The sequence below is a fragment of the Paenibacillus sp. NPDC057934 genome, from assembly GCF_042887565.1.
In the GTDB taxonomy this organism is placed as follows: Bacteria; Bacillota; Bacilli; order Paenibacillales; family Paenibacillaceae; genus Paenibacillus_AQ.
The window spans coordinates 52810-73762 of record NZ_JBHVPB010000007.1; the positions used below are offsets into that span (position 1 = coordinate 52810).

Consider the following 20953-nt stretch of genomic DNA (forward strand, 5'->3'; position numbering starts at 1 on the left):
ATAAAATATTGGTTTCTTACTAAGGCCTTCGCCATGCAAATCTACCATCCACGAAGGCCTTGTTATTCACTTACTGATGGCTCGTAGGATGATTCGCCGTTAATGGGATCTGTCCTTTGAGCAAACGGTTGATGTCGCCACTCAGCCTGAGATAGAAATCCGCGGATACCGCCACACCATCGGCATCAAGCGTCAGGAAGTATTGATTGGTCGGAATCATCGAGCTGTTCTCTGCGGCTTTGGCGATGGCAGTACCCTCGTCATATTCGTCGAACATAGCGACATAACCGGTGTTGATGCCCAAGCTCTTAATGTTGTAAGCTTGCTTCCACATGTAATCACCATGCGCACGCGGAATCTGATTTTTCTGCTGGCCAGTCATATTGGACCACGCGAATCCCGGTGACATTACCGGCTGATAGTCGATTCCATTCTGCTGGGTAAAGGTCAGGTCCGGCTGAAGCTGATTGTTCTTGAAGTTATCCACTCCATCCATACCGAAGCGTCCCACGGACCACGGCGAGATCATATCTAGCGATTTGTACACGTTCAGAAAGTCGGATCTGGAGTCATTGTTCCCGGTTCTCCAGTAGGTAGGCACGCCGCCGATGACGTAAATACCCTGGTTTTTGAACCAGCCGATCAGATCCGCTGCCTCTGCTGCAGTACCCGGACGGTCGGTAAAGCCGATGCCCCAGATACAGACAACCGTCTTGCCGTTCTGCTTCGCATAGGCTGAGGATGAAGGCAGGTGCATGTTGTTGACGATGTTAGTCGTCCAGTCATGCTTGACTGCATTAACCCAGTTGCTAGCATTCATACCGGTAATGTCATACATAACGTAGAATTTTCGGTTGTAGAACTCAGCCGCGTTCTTCACTTTGACAGCTACGCTGTCACGGTTGGTCTTCCAGTTGTTAGGCGTATCGCTCTCTTCAGCGCCGAACCGCTGCAATGCCGCGCCGTCGATATTGTAACTCTGCATCCATTCAAAATGCTTGTTAACCGTCTCCTGATCATAGGAAGAGAACAGCTTGGCTGGCGTACCGTTGCCGAGATTAGCCAGACTGGTCTGATATAGCTTGGAGTATTCACGGAGATCCGGGTACAGCTCAAAGTTCACATTCCCGTTGGTTGACGGGGCACTACTGTTCTTGGACCAGTGCACCCAGCCGCCATTTGGCGAACCGTCACCAGTTGCGTTGAACCAGCCCTGATATCCTGCATACAGCTTACCTACCACATCCCCGCCGCCACCACCCGTGGAGCCCGCGTTGAACTTGAACCAGAGCAGGTTGAATAAATTCCCGCTGCCACCGGTGAATTTAAGATAGAGCGTATGCACACCACTGGCACCGCTAATCGCACCGGACTTCGTTACCCAGGACTGCCAGCCCCCGGTACCCGGTACAGCAACGGTTCCCACGAGCGTTCCGGTAAGACTGTCCAGACGAACCTCAATATTTCCGCCGCTGTTGTTGCTAGCAACTCTAACATCTATTGAATTGGCACCGCTTCCAAAATCAACATTGTTGAAGACGATATAATCCCCATTGTCGATAAAAGCAACATTCTGCCCACCCTCGGTGGAATTCTCCAATTGAACTCCTGATTGGCTGTTGTAACCGGAAGCGGCCGTTTGATTAAACGCCGAAGCCGCCGAGACGACGGAAGGAGCAAAGGAAATACACACCGTAAGAATCAATAAAGCCGCGCTTGCAAAAGCCAATAACCTCTTGTTTTTTTGCACAAAATTTAGCATAAGATCCTCCTGTTCTTTGGGTTGCCTGCTAATTACTGTCCAAATAAGGTCTGAGACAAGCTTTGAAAGAAAACGGATTCACATTCTGAAATATTCTTGCGGGCGTTATTTACCTCCACTGCGCCTCCTCTTTGGGCCTATCAGGATTTTCTTGCAAAAATAGGTGGTTTATCAGTTACAGCATACCCTTTCCCACTATTAGACTCCATGTGACGATCATAAACAAAACAGGGAATTACAAAAGAAACTGGACGAGTGCTACTCTAGTTCCTCATCACTCCAGGAATGTTTAGGACGCCAAGCTAGAACCTTCTGCGCCAGACTGTTACTGACAATAGCTTCTCTATTCTGAAAAGGCGCCCGCAGATCATCCACACCGGGGTAAAAGGTCTCTAGCAGCTTTTGCGTCTTCCATTCACTTAACGTATCGTTGCCGGTAATGTTCAGGTGTATCGTTCCGGCATAATCCGTATGAAGGGCTGCCAGACTAGCATCTACCGCATCTCTAATATCAATATAACTCCACAAAATTTGCTTAAAGGTCTCAGGCTTGGCCGTAGCCATATGTCGATACTCTCCTGGGCCGACAATCATCGAGTACCGCAGCGAGATTACTTGCATCCCGGTTCTCCCGTGGAACATCTCAGCAGTCAACTCGTTAACAACCTTGGAGAGGCCATAACACTCCTGCGGCTGCTGAGGGTGCCCCTCATCCACCGGAAAATAATCCGGCGAGAATGGCTGGGGCGCCCAAGCAAATCCATACGACGATTCACTGGAACCCATCACCACTTTCTGAATGCCCAATAAGGAAGCTGCCTCTAGCACATGATAACCAGCAACCGTATTATTGGCGAAAATATAGGCATGAGGAAAATGGATCGGCGCAGGAATCGCAGCCAAATGGATGATGGCATCCACTCCAGCAAGTCCCCCCACTACCTGTCCAAAATCATTGAGATCCACCTTGATCTGCCTGCATTGAATCCGGTCTGACAAGTGATTGTCCAGCGATACTACATCGTAGTTTTGCTGCTGCAGCTTACTGATGACCTGTGATCCAAGCTTGCCGCCTCCGCCTGTAACCGCAATGGTTTTCATTTTTCCAACCCTCCTTTTACTGTGTTTGAATATCTAAGGTCATTCACTGTACTTCGTTCTGCTGTGTAATTTGCTGTACTTGTTTACGGACGTACCAATGTTCCGTCGGCTTTGCGGTCCAGTGGATACGGACGGTGATATCGACTCACATTCCATGAATCTCCCAGCAATCCCTTCGCTTTCACTTCATCCAGATCAAGGCCCAGTCCTGGTTTACTCGATGGGTACAGATATCCGCCTTCTCTGATAATGTGTCCGGGAAAAGCCTCCAGTTCGTGATCTCTGAAATGGTTAACCTCTTGAATACCGAAGTTCCAAAGTGCCATATCCAGATGAACTGCAGCCGCCTGATTGACGGGATCATTCTCCCCGCCTTCTTGCCAAGCTGTGCGGACACCGTAGGCCTCACCAAGTGTAGCAATCTTCCGGCAGGCACTGATTCCGCCAGCCTTGGATACTCGAACCCGGATGAAATCAATCAACTTTTCCTGAATCAGCCCGGTCCATTCCTGCGGATTCACGAACAACTCTCCCACCGCCTGCGGCGTCGCACTCTGCTGGCGCAGTTGCCGATACCAACCGATCTGTTCCGGTGGAAGGGCATCTTCCAGGAAGAACAATCCGTAGGGCTCCAGCCGTTTCGACAATTGAATGGCATGAATCGGGGACAGATGCTCATGCACATCATGCGTGTATTGAATCCCTGTGCCGAATTCCACACGCAGCTTCTCGAACATTTCCGGGATGGTATTCAGATACGTATGCTCATCAAATACAGGACCACTGCTCCACGACTCGCGTGGTAGCTTCGCTTCCTTGCCGCTAACAAAGCCCCCGCCGCCGTAACCGCCCATTTGAACACGAATCACCGTATAGCCTTCTTCTATAAAACGCTGGACATCCTCCTTAAGCTCGTTGATATCCGCACCTCCAGCATGTCCGTAGCATGGTACTGCCGACCGGCAGGCTCCGCCGAGCAGCTGATAGACCGGGAGGTTTGCTTCCTTGCCCTTGATATCCCACAAGGCCATATCAATTCCGCCAATAGCGGTATTGAGGATTGCCCCGTTTCGCCAGTACCCGCTCATATGCATCAGATGCCACAAGTCTTCTATATTGGAAGCCTCTCGCCCAACTAGCAACGGACCCAGCAATTGCTCAATGACCTGCACCACTGCCTCAGGATTATAGAGATCAGAGGCGGAGCCCAGTCCATATAGACCGTCCTGATCCGTGGATACCTTCACAATCGTCCAGCTTCCATCATGTCTGGTGCGGATGCATTCGATACGTGTAATTTTTGCCATCAGATCACCATCCCTCTTTTGTGTCGTGTCTATTTTAATGCAATCTTCCGTACATCCAAACGGGGCAATATTAAACTTTCCATCCCATTTCTATCTTTCTACTGTAACCAGCCCTCTGGCTTTACCTGGGAATTCGTTGTATGTTAAAATTCAAAGTAAATAGATCACTCTTTAAGTAATTACCAAAACTAATACTCAGGGGAGAAGGCGCTATAATGGCAGAGAAAAAAGCAGTACAAATAACCGGATGGAATTTCGATAACAGTTATGCCGCTCTTCCAGAAATGCTTTTTACCAGACAGCATCCAACCCCTGTACGAGACCCTAAATTGGCCATTGTGAATCATACTCTGGCCTCATCCTTAGGCTTGAACTCCGAATATCTGGAGAGCAGTGACGGGCTGGCGGAACTCGCCGGCAATGAGGTACCTGAAGGTTCCTCACCGCTAGCACAAGCGTACGCCGGACATCAATTCGGACGTTTCAACATGCTAGGCGATGGACGGGCACTCCTCCTTGGGGAACAGATTACCCCTTCCGGGGAACGATTTGATATTCAGCTTAAAGGCTCCGGCCAAACTCCCTACTCCCGCGCAGGAGACGGGCGGGCCGCACTCGGACCGATGCTGCGTGAATATATCATCAGTGAAGCCATGTACGGACTAGGTATTCCGACGACACGAAGTTTGGCGGTTGTAGCGACCGGACAGAATATCACCCGTGAATCCGAGCTGCCAGGTGCTGTTCTGACCCGGATTGCTGCCAGCTATCTGCGCGTGGGTACCTTTCAATATGTTGCAAAATGGGGCACGATTGAAGATCTCCGCACATTGGCTGACTATACCTTGCATAGACACTACCCTGAAGCCGAAAAGGAAGAGAACCGGTATCTCGCTCTGCTTCAAGCGATCATTCAACGACAGGCCTCATTAATTGCGCAATGGCAGCTTGTCGGCTTTATCCACGGGGTTATGAACACAGACAACATAGCTCTTAGCGGCGAAACTATTGACTATGGCCCTTGCGCCTTCTTGGATACTTATGATCTCGGCACCGTATTCAGCTCTATTGACACCGGTGGCCGCTATGCCTTTGGCAACCAACCCAATATTGCCGCATGGGATCTGGCCAGATTTGCCGAAACGCTACTTCCGCTGCTGCATGAAGATGCAGAGCAAGCCGTTAAACTTGGGGAAGAAGCCATTTCCCAATTCGCTGTACTGTTTGATAAGCATTGGCTATCTGGTATGAGAGCGAAGCTGGGCTTCTTTAATGAAGAGTCTCAGGATGAGGCGCTGATCGAAGATTTGCTGGGGATGATGCAGAAGCAGGGTGCAGACTACACCAATACCTTTTTGGCACTGACTAACAACAAGCTGGAAGATACCGTATTATCTGATACAGCGGAGTTTGCGGAATGGGTTGAGCGGTGGAACGCAAGAAAAAGCAGACAACCGGAATCAGACGCTGCTTCCCAGGAGCTGATGCGAAAGACTAATCCGGCAGTCATTCCCCGCAATCACAGAGTAGAAGAAGCTTTGGAAGCTGCCGTGACGCGTGGTGACTATTCTGTCATGACACAGCTTCTTGAAACCCTTTCTGATCCTTTTGCCCATACGCCGGAGCAAGCCAAGTACTGCAGACCGGCTGATCCATCAGAGCTTCCTTACCGAACATACTGCGGGACCTGATTTTACTTTTTAGAAAAACATAGGATTAAACAAAAGGCCGCCTTTCTATAAGAAAACGGCCTTTTTTGTCTATTGAAGCTAAGCGTTTGTTTATAGATGCTCAAATTCCAATGCACACGTGTAGTGGAAAAGATATACTAATTGTATTGAGTGAAATTAAACATCAAATAAAAAAGCTGATAATCCAAACAGAAAACTAGGCGTTATTCTGGTTGCTATTAACGGATACCGGGTGGAATTATCCCCGGAGGCGGCGGAGACAGTTGAAGAAGCGCATCGGAAGCGAGGGCTTTAGGACGTAAATCCCCCATCCTCCTTATCATGAACAGTGAAAAAGGATTCACTTCGCCAACTAAAAGCGTTTTTGTACCTTAATTTCCTTTAATATAGGTAAATAAGGGGAATAGAGGCGTTTTTGTATCTTATTTTCGATAAAGCACGCTGAAAAAAGGCATTATGGAAGATTTAAGGTACAATATTGCACTTAATTTCCATAAACCCTTAGCTGCAGAATATTTAGGGTACAAAAATGCCGTTATTTACAAATTGGGATACGAGAAGAAGTAAAGGCGGAAGTTTGAAACTGTAGGAACGGTAGCACTCGCCTGAAAACTTTTCGCAGGAAAGATCGCACCCATCAGCACAGGCTGTCACCAGATTTCAACCTCAATCTGAAGTCCAAACATTCCACCGTAGTGACGATTGATCCCTTACCCTTACGTTCGTATCTTCAGTTCGTTTTAAATACTATCAAACCTGGTCTCTAATATTAGAACGGAGTGCTACTGTAAATGGAATGCTTGAGCTGTAGAATCCCAAACAGTATTGAACCAAACTTAAACATTATCTATGAGAACGAACTTATAACTTGTGTACTCGATATTGCCCTGTTTAATGAAAAGCATTAAATAAGGAGTGAAGGAGGCAGTTCACGTGGCCCCACCATCCATACGGGCATGGCATGAGAAGATCCGCCACAAAACAAGCCAGCCCCTCAATATCATTATTAGTTCGCTGGAGGAAGGCTATCCGGCCCATTGGCACAAGGAGCTTGAGATGGTATACATCCTTGGAGAGGGCATGCAGATCGGCATCGGCGGGGAGATCTACACGCTGCGGACAAGAGATATTCTGCTGATTAATTCCTGCGAGGTGCATCAAAATTACGCCAATCCGAACGGATGCGAGAAGATTATTCTTCAACTGGATAAGCTGCCGTTTGGAGCTTGGGGCGACCTTATTTTCAACCAGAAAATAGTTCAGCCCCATCTCGGCCCTGCCGTCACCAATGAACAGATCAATACCCGGCAGATAGCGCTGCATGGGGAGCTCGAAAGACTGATCCTCGACATTCAGCGTGAATGGGAAGGCCAAAGTGACGGCTTCGAACTGGTCATCAATGCCCGTATGCATGATCTGATGGCACTGCTCCTTCGCCAGGTTCCCCGGGAGATCTACAGCAAAGAGGCACTAGCCAAGCGCAAAATCCGACTGGAACAACTCGATCGGCTGGAAGGCGTACTGAACCATATCGAAAATCATCCCGGAAGCGAGCTGACACTCAAGCAAGCAGCAGATATTGCCGGCTACAGTATTTATCATTTCACCCGGCTGTTTAAAGACGCTACCGGCTTCACCTTTGTTGATTATATCAACGCCTTTCGGGCGAAACATGCCGGACAACTGCTGCTTGGAAGTGACATGAGCATTACTGAGGTGGCTTACAGAGCAGGATTCAACAGCATCGAGACCTTCAACCGTGTCTTTAAAAAAGTGAACGGATGCACACCCACCCTCTATCGCAGCAAAATATGACAAGTGATCATCAATCCCTGACAGGTAAAGTCAGGGTCTTTTTTTTATAATTCAAAGAAACAAGGCTCAGCCGCAATGCACTTTAGATTGTACAAGGAGGTAATTTACAGTGAGCATATCCACAGAGCATTCAAATGCACCTTACCGAAACCCGGAGCTTCCGATAGAGAAGCGGGTGGAAGATTTACTGCAACGTATGACACTGAAGGAAAAGGTCCGCCAGTTGGACCAATACTTCGGGGCTTCTTTTATGAGCGCAACTCATCCGCAGATGCATACCGTTATGGCTGATGACTCCGAAATTCTCTGGGAGAAGATTGGGGAGTTGATTGGCGAAGATGGCATCGGCTGTCTGCACGACCTTTACGGTACTACCAAAGTCAACAACGCGATCCAAAAATACGCTGTGGAGCAGACCCGGCTTGGTATCCCGATCCTGTTTAGCGAGGAAGCACTGCATGGGCTGCTACGTCCCGGTTGTACCGTGTATCCGCATGCGATCACCATGGCTTCCACATGGAATCCCGAACTTGTAAAACAACTGGGGAGTGAGATTGCTGCCGAAACTCGCAGCCTCGGTATTCACGAGACCTTTGGTCCGGTGCTGGATCTCGCCCGCGAGCCCCGCTGGGGACGTGTGGAGGAAACTTATGGCGAAGACACCTATCTGGCCTCCCGGATGGCAGTTGCCATGATCAAGGGACTGCAGGGGGACGACCTGGCTTCCGGGCGGAATATCGTTGCCGAGCCGAAGCATTTTGCCGTACATGGCATTCCTGAGTCTGGGCTGAACCATTCCCCGGCCTCTATTGGAGCTAACGATATGCATACCTTTCATATGCCTGTCTTTGAGGCTGCTTTTGTGGAAGGCGGTGCGATCAATGCTATGTGTTCCTACAATTCCATTGACGGCGTTCCCTGCTCGGCAGATTATAGCTTGCTTACAGAGATCCTACGTGGAGCTTGGAATATGCCCGGCTTCGTAAGATCAGACCTGGGAGCGATTGCCCGCCTCCAGCATGCCCATTATACGGCCAGCACCGAGAAGGAAGCGATTCGTCAGGCACTGGTAGCCGGAACTGACATGCAGTATTACGATTACCCACATGATGTCTATCAAGAGTCTATTATAGAGCTTGTCACCAGTGGAGGTATCGCCTTGGATACCGTAGATACAGCAGCCGGGCGAGTACTCAAAGTGAAGTTCATGCTCGGACTATTCGAAAATCCTTATACGGATGAGGATCTGAGCAAGACGGTGATCCGCCAGACAGCGCATGCTCAAACATCACTACAGACCGCTCGCGAGGGCATTTGTCTATTGAAAAATGATCAAAACCTTCTCCCGCTGGACAAAAACCTGCGCACCATAGCGGTTATTGGCCCAAGCGCGGATACAGCCAGATTGGGTGACTACACCCCTTATATCGAAGGTTTTGAACCGGTAACAGTGCTGGACGGCATCAAAGCGGCTGTAGGTCCGAAGACTCGAGTGCTGTACGCTAAAGGCAGCAGTATTCTGGACGATGAATTGGAGCCTATTCCACCGATAAACTTCACCCACGGCTCCGGTGCCAATGGATTATTGGGCGAATATTTCAATAATCCGGATCTGGAAGGATCCCCTGTTCTAACCCGGACGGATAAGACGATTCATTTCAATTGGGCGATTTCCAAGCCGGATGAAATCGTCCGCAATCATGATTTCTCGGTACGCTGGAGTGGCAGCCTTATTCCTCAGCATGATCTCACAGGTTATATCGGTCTTTCCAGCCAGGACAGCATGCGGCTGTGGCTGGATGGAGAATTGCTTGTTGATGGCTGGGGGCAGGGACACAGCGCCCGCCAAAACGTGCCGGTAGCACTGAAGGCTGGACAGGAATATGCGCTGCGCGTGGAATATTGTAAAGATACGAATGGCGTCGAGGTGTTACTGGGCTGGAATGATGCAGCAGAGTTCATTCAAGAGGCTGCTGCTACAGCTGCACAAGCAGATATCGCTGTAGTCGCGCTCGGCGATTCCGAGCGTACCTGCGGAGAGGGTATCGACCGGCTTAGCCTGGATCTGCCGGGCACACAGCTTCAGCTTCTGAAGGCTGTGTATGAGACCGGCACACCGGTCATCCTCGTGCTTCAGAACGGCCGCCCGATCACCCTTAGCTGGGAATCGGAGCATATTCCAGCCATTCTGGAAGCCTGGTACCCTGGCGAGAATGGCGGTCATGCGATCGCCGAAGTCCTGTTCGGCGATTACAATCCTGCGGGACGCCTACCGATCTCGTTCCCGAAAGCCCTTGGCCAAATTCCGGTATATTACAATCGCAGACGCGGCGGGCAAAAGCATTATGTCGGCGGCGACAACCAGCCGTTATATCCTTTCGGCCACGGGCTAAGCTACACCACCTTTAAGTATGACAGCCTGCACTTCAGATCAGCCTCCATCCATCCCGACGAGGATCTTCATGTGACTCTGAATGTGACCAACACTGGAACCCTGGCCGGAGATGAAGTCGTTCAGCTCTACATTTGTGATGTACACAGCTCTGTTGCCCGGCCCGAGAAGGAACTGAAGCGATTCCAGCGGATTCACTTACAGCCAGGGGAACAACACACACTCTCCTTCACACTAGCGCCGAAGGACTTAAGCTTGCTGAATCGGAATCTCGAGTGGATCGTCGAGCCCGGCACCTTCCGGATAATGATCGGCCGCAGCTCTGCCGACATCGCAGTTTCAGGTGAATTTATAGTTGTCTAGCATATGACGGCCCCCAGTCATAGAAACAGCGGCAGCCATGGACGAGAGAATAAAGTCCTGGACTGCCGCTGTAATATTGAACTATCGTTTCCCGTTAGCTTTATTACTCAATTACTTTCGGTCCCTTTATAAACATCTTTAAAATCTCCACCGTTATTTAAAGAATCAATTAGTTTTAATAAACCAGGGGTACCAACAATCCCATACCACCTCGAAACCTCATAACACGCCAGCTCATAATTTATATGACTTTTAGCATTAGACTGGAATGCAGAGTGGGAGTCCAAAAGATTGGTAGAAAAGCCAATTATTTTGATTCTTTTTGTTCTGAGTAGTATCAATGTAATATTCTCCTTATTTGAATATTTGCATATATGTATCGTTTAAATATTAACTTATTCCTAAATCCGTAGTTAGTTCAATGAAAAAAGCAGGATACCGTAGCTCCTACTCATCAATGTGTGTCATTCAACTAACGTTTCCCGTTAGCTTAACATTCTTTGTCTATATAAGATTGATTGTCAGTTATTTTTAGGATGTTCTTCTTTTAGCGTCTCTCTTACCAAATGTTTAAATTCCTTCTTACATGCACCATACTTTTTGAAATTTTCTCTAGCTTCACTTAATGAAACATGGTTTGCACCTATATTTCTTTCAGGAAATTTATGTGCGACAATATCATACTGCCAAAAACACACTTCACAAATATCGACAATTGCCTCATCATCACTTTCTACAGTGAAATATTCGCAACAGGGGCATTTTAACCTCTTCATGTTAAGGCCTCATTTCTAAAATTAAGTTCGACTAAGTGCCTTGAAATACTTATATCACCACTCTGCATATTCTATTGATTAACGTAATCTGCCCAATAGTTGAACAACAAGAGGAGCAGCTGCCGCAGCATTCTGCTCCTCTATCGTTTCACGTTAGCTTAATAACTTCCTCTTCAAAAGGGAAATGTATTCTGCTTCTAACCCAGTTATCTTCATAATTGTACTCTCTTCTATTCCTTCAGCTAATGCTTTTCGGGCAAAACGCAAAGCATACTTGTCAATAGCCAGTAATCGATGAAGTGCATTTCTATCCTCAAATGATAAATAGTCATCTGCCGTTACACCATCTAACAAAAATTCCATATCATACGTTCCGATCATCGTATGCAGATAATGTAAACGAAGGGAGCAAAAGATGGTGGCACCTTCACGATCATAGTATTGTTTTAAGCTAATTGATAGCACATCGATAATAATAAAATCCTCATCTAATTTGCCTAGAAACAATTCATGATAACCGTCTTTGTCCTGAGTTTTCCAGCTGCGAAAAGTGTTCCAGAAGCCCTCGATTGTTCTTTGTATAGCATTATGCTCATGCTCCCAGCGAGTGAGGAATCCAATATCCACCATGCCATCCCCCAACTTATAAAATCATCTCATCCATCGCATTTCAGTTGACAGACTCCGCCCTTTAATATTAGCACATATTGGAACTATCGTTTCCCGTTAGTTCAATAAAATGAGCAGCCAGCATCCGCCGAGCATAGAAAGACCGCCATTGAAGGCGGTCTAAAAAATTTATCATTTCTGCCCAACAATAAGTCCTGGGGATATTAAGATTGCATCTGTTTACCTGAGATGATTCGCTGTAAGCCTTGATTTAATATATCAAAAGGAATTAATTCTGTTAGGCTACAGCCACTCAAGCTAATTAGAGCGTCTCAACCAATTTCTGAATCTTTGAGCGGGAAATTAAATATAAAGGACCCATTATGTCTATTTTGCCGTCCTTTACACGTATAGCGCTCTCCTGTTCTGCCGCGTAAACATCAATCTCTTCAGACAAGGGAAACAGGTAGCCTTGAACAAACGTGGCGTAGTCGCGTTGAGAATGAGATTCATAGGCAAAATGATCAAAGCCAATACCATCATAAGTAGTACTTGTTTCAACTTCATCAGTGTTATTCAAGCTTAACCATTTTGCAGCCATGTTTAACGCACCGGCGCTGGCACCCATTATAACGGCATTGCTGTTCTTAATAACATCCGATAATTCATATTCCGCCAAAAAATCGTTCTGCAAAACAGGATATCCACCGCATAAAAAAATGACAGAAGCGTTTTGAATTAATCGCCGTGCATCTTCCTTCTGCATGCGGTAATCAATGAAATGATATTCATCAAAAAGAATATTAGCCTGATTCAACCATGTCCATTCAGAAACATCATCAAAGTTAATTTGCTCACCTGTATAACCAGACGGATCAGCGCTAATCATAACAAGCGATTTTCTGTCTTGTATATCCTCATGTAAACGATGGACCAGCTTCTCTGGAAAAAAATTATTAAACCAACTGAAATAGTAGTGAGTACTCAAACTTAATTACCTCCATATGTATTATTACATTCATCCATTCTTAACGATAAAACATATTACACACGCTAGAAAGATGAACGGTTCTTCAGTCATTTCGCTTGCACTCCCTTGTACACTTTTCATAAATCCAACTCTATATTACCATAACATGGAATTTAAGCATGAGAAATATGTGCTCTTGGGATCTCCTTTTTTCCGCATACTACTAAACCCCTTCAAACAAAAAGCGCCCCGGACAGCCGATAAACGGACTGCTAAGGACGCCTTTTTTATAGACCTTTAACCTACACTGTCTTCCTATTCAAAATATTAAAAATCGAACATTACCGGCTGTAAATCCGGTACAACAGCACGGCTGTCTCTGCGCGCGTCAGATTGCCTTTAGGATTCAGGCTGTTACCGCTACCCTGCAGCAGACCGGCTTCCACCAGTGTTCCAATGCTGTCTCGGGCATAGCCCGCGATAAGGCTGGAATCCTTGAAGCCGCCTAGTGTGCTTGTGCCGGCTTGCGCCAGCACAATCTTCTGGAGCTTCAGTGCACGGTCAATGAAAACCGCTGCTTCCTCGCGGCTGATGGCCGCATTCGGCAGGAATGCACCATCACCGGACCCTGTTGCAATGCCAAGTGCCTTGGCTACACTCAGTGCTTCAGCGTAGTAAGCATCCTGCTCCACATCACTGAAGCTAGCAGTGGTGGCTGCCGTCAAGCCTAGAGTGTCCACGAGCAACTTTACGAAGTCCGCCCGTTTGATCTGTGCCCCAGGATTAAACGCTGAAGCCGACACGCCTTGAATGATTCCTTTGGCAGCGAGTTGCTCAATAGCCTCTTGTGCCCAAGGAACATTGCTCAAATCTGCAAAGGCTGGCGCGGTTAAAGTAACAGCGTATTGACCTGTTGCTGTTACCTTGAATTGCACCGTACCGTCTGCGTATTTCGCCCCAGCTACGACAGCGCCCTGCTTATCCTGCAGAATTGTCCAAATGCCAAGACTGGATGCTTGGGCTTGCTCAGTGCCAGAGAGCGCGTATGGCAACGACAGCGTAAGCTGCGAATTCTTGTCGCTCCACGCAAGAGTCTTGTTCCCCGACAGGATGGACAGTTCTACTGCCGGGCGACTACCCAGTTTAGATTGCAGGTCCTTGCTCCATTTTGTGCGGTCAGCCTCCCGCAAGGAGAAGGTTACTGTCGTATCCAGCTCCTTACTCAGGGATGCCAGCAGGTTGCCCGGCAGAGTAAGTGTGCCTGTCGGCAGCACAAGCTCCAGCACTTGATCTGGAGAACCCGCAGCTACGAAGGCAGTTGGAAGTTCAATACTATAGCCTTTGGCTCCGCTGGCTGCCGCTACCTGAACGAACACATGCTTTACACCGTTCTTATCAGGCTTAGCCTGAGCAAAAGCACTGGTAAGCTCCGATGACGTCACAACGGCTTTAGCCGATTGCGATGCGCTATCTACTACAGGTCCGGTCTTCACTTCAACAGTTCCATCTCCCCGCAGAGTGATGGATGTCTTGCTTCCCGAAGCCGCAGGGACAGAGGATGAAGTTCCCGAACTTGGATTGCTGGCAGAAGGCGTTTCCGTGCCGGGTTCCGGCTTTTGTCCCCCCGGGTCAGTGCCCGGATTTGGATTCCCTGGGTCAGTACCCGGATCAGTACCAGGTCCTGGATCGACCGAACCTCCGATGGCTGCCAACCGGGCAATCAGCGCAGTCTTCACCGGACCTTCAGGCAGCAGACTGACAAAATTGGCTGCTGTATCCTTATGGGTGATATCCTTATGCGCCTCTGCTTGTGTAACTTGTGCTGTTGCCGATTGCTCCAGCAGACCGGCATAATCGCTGTTCAACAGAATCAGGTCCCCATACGTTGTTGCATCCTTGCTGGAGCCAATGCCCTGATTGTATTCCATGAATCCGGAACGACCGGCTCCGTCATTCTCGTTGATCAAGAGCGTGAAGCCTATCACATCGGAAGGCGAGAAGGTATATCCTGGTTTGTGTAGCTCACTGAACGGAATCTTCAGCTTATAAGTGGTCAAATGGGTAGACTCGTCACGGGTAATATCTGCCTGGGCATTATTCAATGCCCCGGTAGGCACCCCTTCCGGTGCTCTCCATCTCCACTTAGTGACACTGCCTTGATTATTCAGGGCAAAGCCTAACTCATTTACATTTTTGCTGGCTGATCCATCTTTCTTGGACAGATCAATGCCAAGCTGGATGCTGTCGCCCTGCCAGATATCCCCGCCACTCCAGGTCTGTGCATGCACATCATCCTTCACGACAACCGTAGTGTACAGATTCTGGTCATCCCAGGCCACAGATGCATGGGCACTGAGATCGTCTGGGCCTTTCCATTGACCCCCTACACTGGAATATTGGTCAATGCTGGACAGTTCAATCGTCGGAGTAACCACCGATTCCGCTCCATGGCGCTCGGCAAAGGACTGTGCCAGTCTGACAGAAGTTGTGTAAGTGTAGCCGTCATCCAATGTGACACGGTATTTCAGTGTGTCACTGGACAGGAATGGCAAGGCAATCTCCAAGGACTGTCCCAGAGCAATACCTTCAAACCGGACAGGCTTGAGCTTCCCGGCATACCCGGCAGGCTGCAATAACTCCAGACGTCCGCTCAGCGGCTGTTCTTCAGTTACATTAGTTACGGTGAGCACGCTGTTCGCTTTGTCCGGTTCGCTGGCATTGAACGGACTGCGTTTAATGCCCAAGGCAACCGGAACCAGATTGGTGCCAAATACTTTATTCACTGCTTCGTTGACCAGCTGCATGCCACCCTTGAAGAGGTTGTTAGAAATCACCAGCTTGCTAATATCCGGGCCGGCATAGACATGTGTAGTGCGCGGCTGTTGGAAGTAGGAATTGTACAGTGCTGTATCTCCGCCCAGAGCATTGATTCCTCGTTCCCCAACAGTCGTGAAGTTAGCTTGCTGAATACGTACAGTTCCCGCGTGAATATCGAAGGAACGGGTCGTATCTCCCCACATCGAAGTGTTGAAGAGCGTGACTTTGGAGTCAAAGCCTTCGCCGACTACGACATATACTTTATCCGAGCTACTCATCGATACAAGCTCGGTATTGATCAGGGAAAGTCCTGCGGGACCTGCGCTGTCAATAACGGCACCTTTTTTACTGCCGTCTGTTCCGTGACCGATAACAACTGCTTCCGGACCAGAACCATTCTGTTCCTCGAAATGAATGCCATACATTGAACCGTAAACAAAGGTATTGAAGATAGTCTCCTGCTTCACATGTCCTACACGGAAGGCATCCAGATGATCCTTCTGGTAGTTCCAGACTTTATTGAAGTCCTCGCCGCTTTCAGGATGATTCGGATAATTGTTTCTTCCATAATAGTGCGGGTTAAACTGGACATTGCGGACCATTCCGCCTTCTGCCCCGCCGCCAAGGAAGATGCCTTCTTTAAGCGGAGAACCGGCGACATAATCAATATAATGTCCGCTGGTATCATAGCTGCCAAAGTCAATCCCTTGATAAGAGTTAATCAAAGTCGTATTGATTGCGTACACGCTATGGCCTTTCCCTTGAATCGTCCAGGAATAAGGCTTCACCGTGTTCCAGTTCTGCTTGTCATAATAGACAGACAAGCCTCTGACTCCTGAGGAAGCCTCCAGAGTGATCAGAGGTGTGCCATCGGGATCATTTTCCCCATAATTGGTGAAGAACACGGTTCCTCCACCAATCGTATGATGGGGCACATCCCATGATCCTCTCAGCTCAACACCACTCGGCACAGTAATAGGTGAGTTCAACCGGTAGATCCCTGCTGGCAGATACACGGTACCGCCGCCGGCAAGCTTCGCATCATTAAGGGCCTGCTGCACGATGGCGGCAGTGTCGATTTGGCCGCTTTTATCCGCTCCGTAAGGTTGTGCAGTTACATTGTATAATCCGTTTGTTGCAGGTTTGGGCTGCTGCGCTAGATCAAGAGCTGCTACTTCTGGCAGTGCCTCCAGGCTATACTTGTCATCCTGGTGAATGTTCAGCTGCGCGCCCTCGCTCTCATTCTTCACCTGAAGCTCACCCTGATAGCCGGAATTGACAGCGTTCACTTCTACCACAGTACCCTGTAGCAAGATGTGATTCGACGGCTTGTCGAAGGTGGACTGGCCGAGAATAAGCGAGCCTCCTTTGGCTGTAATGGCATAGCCACCAGCTAGGTCATCCCAGTTCTCGAAGGTGCTATTCTCAAAAGAAAGAATTCCTGTTCCTTCATTGACGACTGCGTGATGTGGCTGACCGCCGATTGTCACCTGGTTGAACTGGACGATAGAGCGGAACCCAGGCGTAGCTTGAATAGCGATCGGACTCGGTCCGACATCGGCTTTAAAGCTGCTGTCCGTCACCAGCAGACCATAATCATTGACGCCTTCAATCTTGAGCGCTACCTGGGAATGCTCAATATTGATTTTGTAGAGCTGGGCATTGGCTGATTCCAAGCTGTCCGTTCTGGTCGTTACACGCATCCCTGTCTTGAAGCCTGACAGATAGATGTCCGACATGTATTCCCAGTCGGAACGGCCCATAACAATCCCTTCTGCATGATTTGTAACATAATTCGTCAATTGTTCCTTTTGCGGAGCCCCGGCCAGACCGGAACCAGACCAATAATCAGGAGCCAGACGAACGTGCTCGAGGCGCCCGATATCTGTGGTGAAGTCCAGGAAAATTCCGGTATTCAGCACGGTTCCAAATACATTTTTGACATAATGAAGCTCATTCCAGATCGGTCCGATTTTGATACCATTATAGGAATTGACGAGCGTCACGTTCTGAATGGTAGCGCTATCACCTGAAAGCTGCTCAAAGGTCCAAGGATAGAGAACCGGCTGCTCTGCCGATTGTTCCGGATACCAAACCGACAGATTCGTGACACCACTAGAAGGTGAGAGCTGAAGGAAACTTGGCGCGTCAGCGTCCCCTCTACCACCGTAAGCCTCAAGAACCGTTCCCTTTACTTCTTTATTAACGGTGTCCGGGTTTACCCAGTCACCACGGAGTGTAACTCCGGTTGGAATGATGAGATTACTAGTAATCTTGTAATGACCTTCTGGCGCAAAGACTACCCCACCCCCACGGTTGCCCGCTGCGGTCAAGGCATCCTGGAACGCCTGCGTATCATCCTGGACGCCATTCCCGACAGCACCAAAATCTTTGACACTCCCATCGGCTATAACTACATCCTGTGTTGCATAATTGGTCGTGTATACCTTGGTCTGCGCATCCACAGCGGTGCGCGGTGCTTTTGTGATTGTTACCGAAGCCAAGATCAGTTCCGGATTGTTCGCCGGAGCGCCTGCGCCACTGACACCAACCCGGAAGTCTCCGCCGTTAGTGCCGTTGCCAAAATAAGCATCGCTTAACTTGTAAGTATGTGTCTTCCAGGTATTCGTATTTTTATAGGTGAATAATGCAGCATCCTTAAAGTGCGCTGACTCCGCATCATACTGCAGAACCATGCTTCCATTGCCGCGATCATAGTATTCCACCGTTACAAATACATCCTGATCGGTATTCTGATACAAGTAGTCGTCGCCCACATTAAAATAGAAGTAGAGGACGTTCTGCCCCGGGTCCGACGAGCTTACATTCTGATTCGTCTGCCAATAAGTTTTGCCGTCCCTTATTCCAGTCAAAAGGCCGGTAGCTGGTCCATCTCCAGGTCTCGCCGTAATGCCGTTAGAGTCGACTTGATCCCCCAGCTTAATACTAACTTGTTTATTTGTATCCGCTTTCAAATTCTTGACAACTGTAACTGCAGCAACCTTAATATCCTTGTTAGTCGCAGAATCAATGCCCCCACCTTCCACGCTAAGGCGAATATCCGCTCCGTTGGTGCGGTCTGCAAATTTGGCATCCTTCAGGGTGAAGGTATGACTTTTCCAGGTCTTGGAGTCACCATATTGGAACACGGTTCCATCCTTGAAGGCTGCCGTCTGGGCATCATATTGCAGAACAAATTTCCCGCTGCCCTCGTCGTAATAATCTACAGTAACATCTACATCGTAATCATTGCTGTCATACAAATAATCGTTGTCCACGTCCAGATAGATGTAGCTTGTTCCGAGGTCCTTACCAGTCTCCCAATAGGTGACTTCAGTGACCGTTCCGGTCTTCAGACCGTCGGTAGTATCACCTGCTCTAGCGGATAGCCCCTGCTCAACCGGTGTTTCTCCCAGGCTAACATGTACAGCATTGGCCGCAGCCTTTACTGTGCCAAGAGGAAGCTGGATGCTGGACACCAGCAGTAGGGCCGCAAGTATCCGTGATACCTGTACCCGGAGCTTGACCCATGATCGATTTGTACTCACAAACGCACCTCCAATAGTTTATTGGTCAATCCTTCCTGCGGATAGGCAATGACGCTATGCCCAAGTAGAAACGGCTTTTCCGTCCTCTAAAGGGACGGTTATCCGTTTCAGCGAGAAATATAAGGACAATTTATAGCGTAAAACATATAAACCCTTATATTTTAAAAAACAGGAAGCACACCTTCCAAGGCGGCTTCCTGTTTGCCGCAAGCCTTATTTTTTGGCAGCAAGATAAGCGTCTATTTGTTTCTGTGTTTCAGCGATAACTTTATCGAGTCCGTTCTTCTTTTGAGTCTCTACATAATCGGCTACAGCTTTGTTAACATCCTTCACCATACCGTATTCGATCGGTCTGCTAATCTCATCAGTGGCTTGGTCACGCTTAGCCAGTTCATTCTTCATGCTGTCTTCAGCAATGAACAATCCGTCGATTGGCGAGTTCACGTTGTTCGGCTGGTTGGCGAAATCTGCTTCCTTCACCCAGAAATCTTTAGCATAGGTTGTGGTTGGGCGCATGAATTGCGGCTTCCAGAATCCCCATTGTCCGCCCCACTCCATGTAGTTACTGGTAGAGGACTGCATGCCTTCCGGATAATCCGCAGCATCTCCATTCAGGACATAGGTCTTGCCTTCGATACCATATTGCAGCAAGTCATACAGGGTTTGATCGGTTTCCACCATATCGAGGAACCGCAGAACCCGGTCCGGATTCTTGGAGTTCACGTTGATCGCTAATACGTTTGCAAGAGCGGTACGGTTAACATATTTCTTATCAGGATAAAGGAGCGACATGCCTTGTTTAAAGGAAGAATCGGAGAAGCCTGGATCAGCGTAAGCCCATTCATGAGAAGTCACGGTAAAGAGCAGCTTGCCGTTTCTCCACTGGTCTTCTGCGCCTTCCTTGTCAATCATGGCATCTCTGTTAATCAGCTTGTCGTCATACCATTTCTTCGCCAACTGCGAAGCCTCCAGGAAGAATGGTTGTTGTTCAACTGATTGAACGGTAATCTTCGGATCATTCAAATAGAAGCCCAGACCGTGGAAGTTCAAGTCCACCCATTCATCACGGATGTAATAGAGAGACAACGGTGTGGTACGGGACAGTTTATCGTTCGGGTAAGCCTTTTTCAGCTCACGAAGCAAATTGTCTACATCTTCAATCGTTTTAATCGAATCCGGTGCGATGTTAATGCCTGCCTTTTCGGCAAGATCCGAACGCCAGCCGGCAAATTTGCGTTCATTCATTTTCATCGTCCATGGCAATCCGACAATTTGGCCGTTTACTGTTGCCGCGCCCAATGTCCCCTGCTCTTCGTATTTCTTCTCCAGGTTAGGTGCATACTTCGGCAGCAGATCATTCAGGGCCATATAGGAACCTTTGGCTGCCATTTGCTTGTAGGAGAGCCAGTCGCCGTCAAAGTTCATGTCCCAGCTATCGCCGGATGCGGCCATAACGAGCATTTTCTCCTTAAAGTCACCAAACGGAATGAAGTTAATGTCAAATTTGACATTCAGGCCTTTGGCTTTCACATACTCACTGATTTTGGACCAAACTTCATCTGTGGCAGCCTTCTTATCACCGCCGAAATAGAATTTAAGGGTAACTTCATTCTCAGTCTTCGTTGCTGCTGTGTCACTTCCTCCGCCGGCATTCGTCTTTTCACCTGCATTTGAAGTGGTATTGTTGTTACTGCCGCCACATGCGGACAAGACTAAACTGAACAGCAGGAGTGCGGTTAGAATTAGCTGAAATCTACCGATGCTTTTGCGCATCCAAATCTCCCCTTTTTGAAATGTAATTT

11 protein-coding genes are annotated in these 20953 nt (G+C 48.4%); 3 read left to right on the plus strand and 8 right to left on the minus strand.

The window, feature by feature from the left end; genetic code table 11:
• Positions 1 to 70: 70 nt before the first annotated feature.
• The 3 genes from ACFVRY_RS17200 to ACFVRY_RS17210 form a co-directional block, all read right to left on the minus strand.
• Entirely contained in the window at positions 71 to 1762 is a 1692-nt protein-coding gene (locus tag ACFVRY_RS17200; RefSeq protein ID WP_387501468.1) for a carbohydrate-binding protein, read from the minus strand.
• Between the two features lie 258 nt (positions 1763 to 2020).
• The gene (locus ACFVRY_RS17205; RefSeq protein ID WP_387501469.1) at positions 2021 to 2863 is read right to left on the minus strand and encodes an NAD-dependent epimerase/dehydratase family protein; all 843 of its coding nucleotides are present in this window, start codon (positions 2861 to 2863) and stop codon (positions 2021 to 2023) included.
• An 83-nt stretch (positions 2864 to 2946) separates the two neighbouring features.
• The gene (locus ACFVRY_RS17210) at positions 2947 to 4170 is read right to left on the minus strand and encodes an enolase C-terminal domain-like protein (RefSeq protein WP_387501470.1); all 1224 of its coding nucleotides are present in this window, start codon (positions 4168 to 4170) and stop codon (positions 2947 to 2949) included.
• 215 nt (positions 4171 to 4385) lie between these two features.
• Here ACFVRY_RS17210 and ACFVRY_RS17215 point away from each other — a divergent pair, with 215 nt between their 5' ends.
• The 3 genes from ACFVRY_RS17215 to ACFVRY_RS17225 all read left to right on the plus strand — a co-directional run bounded on the left by ACFVRY_RS17215 (position 4386) and on the right by ACFVRY_RS17225 (position 10431).
• Positions 4386 to 5861: a protein adenylyltransferase SelO gene (locus tag ACFVRY_RS17215; RefSeq protein ID WP_387501471.1), complete on the plus strand. Its 1476-nt coding sequence runs from the start codon at positions 4386 to 4388 to the stop codon at positions 5859 to 5861.
• A gap of 933 nt (positions 5862 to 6794) precedes the next feature.
• Positions 6795 to 7676: a helix-turn-helix domain-containing protein gene (locus ACFVRY_RS17220; RefSeq protein WP_387501472.1), complete on the plus strand. Its 882-nt coding sequence runs from the start codon at positions 6795 to 6797 to the stop codon at positions 7674 to 7676.
• A gap of 109 nt (positions 7677 to 7785) precedes the next feature.
• Positions 7786 to 10431 carry a glycoside hydrolase family 3 protein gene (locus ACFVRY_RS17225; RefSeq protein WP_387501473.1) on the plus strand — a complete coding sequence of 882 codons (2646 nt, stop codon included), beginning with the start codon at positions 7786 to 7788 and terminating at the stop codon, positions 10429 to 10431.
• Positions 10432 to 10952: 521 nt separating this feature from the next.
• Here ACFVRY_RS17225 and ACFVRY_RS17230 read toward each other — a convergent pair.
• The 5 genes from ACFVRY_RS17230 to ACFVRY_RS17250 form a co-directional block, all read right to left on the minus strand.
• Positions 10953 to 11207: a CPCC family cysteine-rich protein gene (locus ACFVRY_RS17230; protein WP_387501474.1), complete on the minus strand. Its 255-nt coding sequence runs from the start codon at positions 11205 to 11207 to the stop codon at positions 10953 to 10955.
• 153 nt (positions 11208 to 11360) lie between these two features.
• Positions 11361 to 11849 carry a hypothetical protein gene (locus ACFVRY_RS17235; protein WP_387501475.1) on the minus strand — a complete coding sequence of 163 codons (489 nt, stop codon included), beginning with the start codon at positions 11847 to 11849 and terminating at the stop codon, positions 11361 to 11363.
• A gap of 289 nt (positions 11850 to 12138) precedes the next feature.
• Positions 12139 to 12804 carry a Type 1 glutamine amidotransferase-like domain-containing protein gene (locus ACFVRY_RS17240; protein WP_387501476.1) on the minus strand — a complete coding sequence of 222 codons (666 nt, stop codon included), beginning with the start codon at positions 12802 to 12804 and terminating at the stop codon, positions 12139 to 12141.
• A 323-nt stretch (positions 12805 to 13127) separates the two neighbouring features.
• Positions 13128 to 19151: an S-layer homology domain-containing protein gene (locus ACFVRY_RS17245; RefSeq protein ID WP_387501477.1), complete on the minus strand. Its 6024-nt coding sequence runs from the start codon at positions 19149 to 19151 to the stop codon at positions 13128 to 13130.
• Between the two features lie 213 nt (positions 19152 to 19364).
• The gene (locus ACFVRY_RS17250; protein ID WP_387501478.1) at positions 19365 to 20924 is read right to left on the minus strand and encodes an extracellular solute-binding protein; all 1560 of its coding nucleotides are present in this window, start codon (positions 20922 to 20924) and stop codon (positions 19365 to 19367) included.
• Positions 20925 to 20953: the final 29 nt, after the last annotated feature.

What these genes read in the sequence shown, in the direction of transcription:
- ACFVRY_RS17215 (WP_387501471.1), top strand. Translation starts at nt 4,386, where the DNA reads ATGGCAGAGAAAAAAGCAGTACAAATAACCGGATGGAATTTCGATAAC.
- ACFVRY_RS17210 (WP_387501470.1), bottom strand. Translation starts at nt 4,170, where the DNA reads ATGGCAAAAATTACACGTATCGAATGCATCCGCACCAGACATGATGGA.
- ACFVRY_RS17250 (WP_387501478.1), bottom strand. Translation starts at nt 20,924, where the DNA reads ATGCGCAAAAGCATCGGTAGATTTCAGCTAATTCTAACCGCACTCCTG.
- ACFVRY_RS17200 (WP_387501468.1), bottom strand. Translation starts at nt 1,762, where the DNA reads ATGCTAAATTTTGTGCAAAAAAACAAGAGGTTATTGGCTTTTGCAAGC.
- ACFVRY_RS17205 (WP_387501469.1), bottom strand. Translation starts at nt 2,863, where the DNA reads ATGAAAACCATTGCGGTTACAGGCGGAGGCGGCAAGCTTGGATCACAG.
- ACFVRY_RS17230 (WP_387501474.1), bottom strand. Translation starts at nt 11,207, where the DNA reads ATGAAGAGGTTAAAATGCCCCTGTTGCGAATATTTCACTGTAGAAAGT.